A 4,103-nucleotide genomic window follows, 5' to 3' on the forward strand; every position below is an offset into this window, starting at 1 on the left:
GCTCAATACCATACTCATCTTTCAGGATCTGAGCTAACTCGTTAACTTCTTTTACTGTTAAGTTTACCAATTGTTCAGCAAACGCTTTTAAATCTGCCATTTTATTTTAGATTTTAAAATTTAATACTATTTAATTGACTGAGCTCTAAGGTGTCTGTCTTAACCTCTTTCCTGTAATGTTTTAACAATTCCTGCAAGTTTATTACCACCAGACTGAAGGCCTGAGATAACGTTCTTCGCAGGAGACTGCAATAATCCAACGATGTCACCAATAAGCTCGTTCTTAGATTTAAGACTAGCCAGAGCATCTAACTGTTTGTCACCAATGAACAATGCAGTATCGATATATGCTCCCTTTAATACCGGTTTATCGCCCGTTTTTCTAAGTTCTTTTATAAGTTTCGCCGGAGCATTCGCTACAGTCGAAAACAATATAGTAGAAGAACCCTTTAACACCTCCTCAAATCCCGGAGCTTCCACACCGGCAGCTTCCATAGCCTTACGGATAAGAGTATTCTTTGCTACCTGGATAGCAATCCCGTTATCAAAGAACTTACGGCGAATTGAATTGATCTTAGCAACAGAAAGATCTGCAGTATCGGTTATGTAAAAGTTCCCGTACTCTTTAATCTGTTCAGTAAGGGATTGAACAATCTCTTGTTTCTCTTCTTTTCTCATGATTAGATCCCCGCTACTGTTTTAGTTTCAATTTCAATTCCGGGTGACATAGTTGAAGAGAGATGGATACTCTTAAAATATGTTCCCTTTGCAGCCGATGGTTTCAACCTTGAAAGAGTCTGAAGAACTTCAAGAGCATTCTCATAGATCTTATCAGCCGGGAAAGATGCCTTTCCTATTGATGTATGAATAATTCCTGTTTTGTCAACCTTGAAATCAATCTTACCAGCCTTCACTTCAGTTACTGCTTTACCTACATCGGTTGTTACAGTCCCTGATTTAGGATTTGGCATCAGGTTACGCGGACCAAGAATACGCCCCAGTCTACCTACCTTTGCCATCACACTTGGCATGGTGATGATGATATCCACATCGGTCCATCCACCTTCTATTTTAGAAATATACTCGTCCAGGCCCACATAATCTGCGCCGGCAGCTTTGGCTTCCTCTTCCTTATCAGGAGTTACTAAAGCCAAAACGCGAACAGTCTTACCTGTACCATGAGGAAGAGTAGCGATACCACGGACCATTTGATTCGCCTTACGTGGATCTACGCCCAAACGAACGTCGATATCCACAGAAGCATCAAATTTAGTTGTAGTAATCTCCTTAACAAGAGCTGATGCTTCCTGTAAAGAATACGACTTACCTGCCTCAATTTTGGAGAGTGCCTTTTTTTGATTTTTAGATAATCTAGCCACTTCTTAACTGATTTAATTAATTAACTGTTCCAGGGTGCATTACCAGAGACGGTAATTCCCATACTACGTGCTGTACCTGCAACCATTTTCATGGCAGACTCTACAGTAAAAGCATTTAAGTCTGGCATTTTATCCTTTGCAATGGTTTCCACCTGTTCCCAGGTAACAGAAGCAACCTTTTTACGGTTAGGCTCTGCTGAACCACTCTTTACTCCCGAAACTTCCAGTAATTGAATAGCTACCGGCGGAGTCTTAATGATAAAATCAAAAGACTTATCAGCATATACTGTAATTACAACAGGTAATACTTTACCTGGCTTATCTTGGGTGCGTGCGTTAAACTGCTTGCAAAACTCCATGATATTAACCCCTTTAGCACCCAATGCTGGTCCTACAGGAGGAGATGGATTTGCTGCACCGCCCTTGATTTGTAATTTTACTAACGCACTGACTTCTTTTGCCATTTTTTTGTTTATTTATTACTCAATGTTAGTAATTTGGAAGCAATTGTAACATTTAAGACTTTATTGTTGGGATAGACACGGGGGTGTGAGTGGCCTCACTCCTCTTATAATATATCTACCTTCCTCTCTATTCTTTTTCTACCTGCATGTAATTCAACTCAAGGGGAGTACGGCGTCCGAAGATCTTCACCATCACCTTAAGCTTCTTCTTTTCTTCGTTCACTTCTTCAATTACACCAGTAAATCCGTTAAACGGACCGTCCATTACCTTAACATTCTCTCCGACATAATAAGGTACATTCATTGTTTCTCCCTGCTGAGTCATCTCGTCTACCTTACCAAGTATACGATTCACTTCAGAAGGACGCAACGGAACAGCATTCCCTCCCTTGTCTCCAAGAAAGCCGATAACGCTATTCACGTTCTTTATAATATGTTCAAGCTCACCATCCAAAGCAGCCTCTATCAGAACATATCCGGGATAGAAGTTTCTCTCTTTCGCTATTTTCTTTCCTTCCCTCATCTGATAATACTTTTCCATAGGAATAAGTACCTGGGGCACTAAATGCGAAATACCGAGGCGGTTTACCTCAGTTTCGATATACTGTTTAACCTTCTTTTCCTTACCACTAACTGCTCTGACTACATACCACTTCAGTTGATCACTCATTGTACTATTCATTTTTTAAGCAACTGATCTGTAGAAAAATTTTAAAAGATTCCCCGCAGACTCATCCATCGCCAGAATCATCAGAGCAATAATGACCGATGCTACAAGCACGATAACTGCTGAATTCTGCAACTCACTCCAGGTAGGCCATGATACCTTATGGAGCATTTCGTCATACGATTCTTTTAAAAATTCAACTACGCTAGCCATTTTTGCAAATTAAGCACGGGCACAAGGATTCGAACCCTGATCAAAGGTTTTGGAGACCTCTATTCTACCATTGAACTATGCCCGTAAAAAAAGAACTTTGTTTTATTTTAAGAGTACCCCAAAATGTTTTGGGGTACTCTTTATTATTTATCTGAATGATTCTCTTACCCCGAGAATCAATTAAGACTTCTTATTTCAGGATCTCAGTTACCTGACCAGCACCTACTGTTCTACCACCTTCGCGGATAGCGAAACGTAAACCTTTTTCCATCGCGATTGCGTTGATAAGTTTTACAGTGATAGTAACATTATCACCAGGCATAACCATTTCTACACCTTCTGCAAGTGAAATCTCACCTGTTACGTCTGTAGTACGGAAATAGAACTGAGGACGATACTTGTTGAAGAATGGAGTGTGACGACCACCTTCAGCCTTTGAAAGAACGTAAACCTCTGCTTTGAAATCTGTGTGAGGAGTTACTGAACCTGGTTTACAGATAACCATACCACGACGGATATCAGTTTTCTCAATACCACGCAACAATAAACCTACGTTGTCACCAGCTTCACCTCTGTCAAGGATCTTACGGAACATTTCAACACCTGTAACAGTTGATTTCAGGTTTTCAGCACCCATACCAAGGATCTCAACAGGCTCGCCAGAGTTGATTACACCACGCTCAATACGACCAGTTGCAACAGTACCACGACCAGTGATCGAGAATACGTCTTCAACAGGCATAAGGAACGGAAGATCAGTCAGACGTGGAGGAATTGGAATGTAGCTATCTACAGCTTCCATTAATTCCATAATCTTTTCAACCCACTGAGGCTCAGCGTTCAAACCACCTAAGGCAGAACCACGGATCACAGGAATATCATCACCAGGGAATTCGTAGAATGATAATAATTCACGAACTTCCATTTCTACTAAGTCTAACAGTTCAGGATCGTCTACCATGTCAACCTTGTTCATGAAAACAACAAGAGCTGGTACGCCTACCTGACGGGCAAGAAGGATGTGCTCGCGAGTTTGTGGCATCGGACCATCAGTAGCAGCAACTACAAGGATAGCTCCGTCCATCTGAGCAGCACCAGTAACCATGTTCTTTACATAGTCGGCGTGTCCCGGACAGTCAACGTGTGCATAGTGACGGTTCGCTGTTGAATATTCAACGTGTGCTGTATTGATAGTAATACCTCTTTCTTTTTCTTCAGGGGCAGAGTCAATAGAATCAAATGAACGAGCCTCTGACAAACCCTTATCTGCTAATACCTTTGTAATAGCTGCAGTAAGAGTAGTTTTACCGTGGTCAACGTGGCCGATAGTACCGATATTTAAGTGCGGTTTACTGCGGTCAAATTTTTCTTTTGCCATGT

At 41.3% G+C, this 4,103-nt stretch carries 6 protein-coding genes, 1 tRNA gene and 1 pseudogene; all 8 read right to left on the minus strand.

From position 1 onward, the window contains the following. Window positions 1-100: pseudogene (locus tag DDR33_RS26755) on the minus strand (50S ribosomal protein L7/L12); the annotation flags it as partial. A gap of 59 nt (window positions 101-159) precedes the next feature. Further along, the gene (gene rplJ / locus DDR33_RS18775; protein ID WP_109417347.1) at window positions 160-678 is read right to left on the minus strand and encodes a 50S ribosomal protein L10; all 519 of its coding nucleotides are present in this window, start codon (window positions 676-678) and stop codon (window positions 160-162) included. 2 nt (window positions 679-680) lie between these two features. Continuing rightward, the gene (gene rplA, locus DDR33_RS18780) at window positions 681-1,379 is read right to left on the minus strand and encodes a 50S ribosomal protein L1 (protein ID WP_109417348.1); all 699 of its coding nucleotides are present in this window, start codon (window positions 1,377-1,379) and stop codon (window positions 681-683) included. 20 nt (window positions 1,380-1,399) lie between these two features. Beyond that, entirely contained in the window at window positions 1,400-1,843 is a 444-nt protein-coding gene (gene rplK, locus DDR33_RS18785; protein WP_109417349.1) for a 50S ribosomal protein L11, read from the minus strand. Between the two features lie 127 nt (window positions 1,844-1,970). Next, window positions 1,971-2,513: a transcription termination/antitermination protein NusG gene (nusG, locus tag DDR33_RS18790; RefSeq protein ID WP_109417350.1), complete on the minus strand. Its 543-nt coding sequence runs from the start codon at window positions 2,511-2,513 to the stop codon at window positions 1,971-1,973. Between the two features lie 15 nt (window positions 2,514-2,528). Then, entirely contained in the window at window positions 2,529-2,723 is a 195-nt protein-coding gene (gene secE, locus DDR33_RS18795) for a preprotein translocase subunit SecE (protein ID WP_109417351.1), read from the minus strand. A gap of 14 nt (window positions 2,724-2,737) precedes the next feature. Next, a tRNA-Trp gene (locus DDR33_RS18800) sits at window positions 2,738-2,808 on the minus strand. A 105-nt stretch (window positions 2,809-2,913) separates the two neighbouring features. After that, window positions 2,914-4,101, minus strand: a complete 1,188-nt coding sequence (tuf, locus tag DDR33_RS18805; protein ID WP_109417412.1) for an elongation factor Tu — start codon at window positions 4,099-4,101, stop codon at window positions 2,914-2,916. Window positions 4,102-4,103 lie beyond the last annotated feature (2 nt).

The sequence above is a fragment of the Pararcticibacter amylolyticus genome (assembly GCF_003130405.1).
In the GTDB taxonomy this organism is placed as follows: domain Bacteria; phylum Bacteroidota; class Bacteroidia; order Sphingobacteriales; family Sphingobacteriaceae; genus Arcticibacter; species Arcticibacter amylolyticus.

What these genes read in the sequence shown, in the direction of transcription:
- nusG (WP_109417350.1), bottom strand. Translation starts at nt 2,513, where the DNA reads ATGAGTGATCAACTGAAGTGGTATGTAGTCAGAGCAGTTAGTGGTAAG.
- rplK (WP_109417349.1), bottom strand. Translation starts at nt 1,843, where the DNA reads ATGGCAAAAGAAGTCAGTGCGTTAGTAAAATTACAAATCAAGGGCGGT.
- tuf (WP_109417412.1), bottom strand. Translation starts at nt 4,101, where the DNA reads ATGGCAAAAGAAAAATTTGACCGCAGTAAACCGCACTTAAATATCGGT.
- secE (WP_109417351.1), bottom strand. Translation starts at nt 2,723, where the DNA reads ATGGCTAGCGTAGTTGAATTTTTAAAAGAATCGTATGACGAAATGCTC.
- rplJ (WP_109417347.1), bottom strand. Translation starts at nt 678, where the DNA reads ATGAGAAAAGAAGAGAAACAAGAGATTGTTCAATCCCTTACTGAACAG.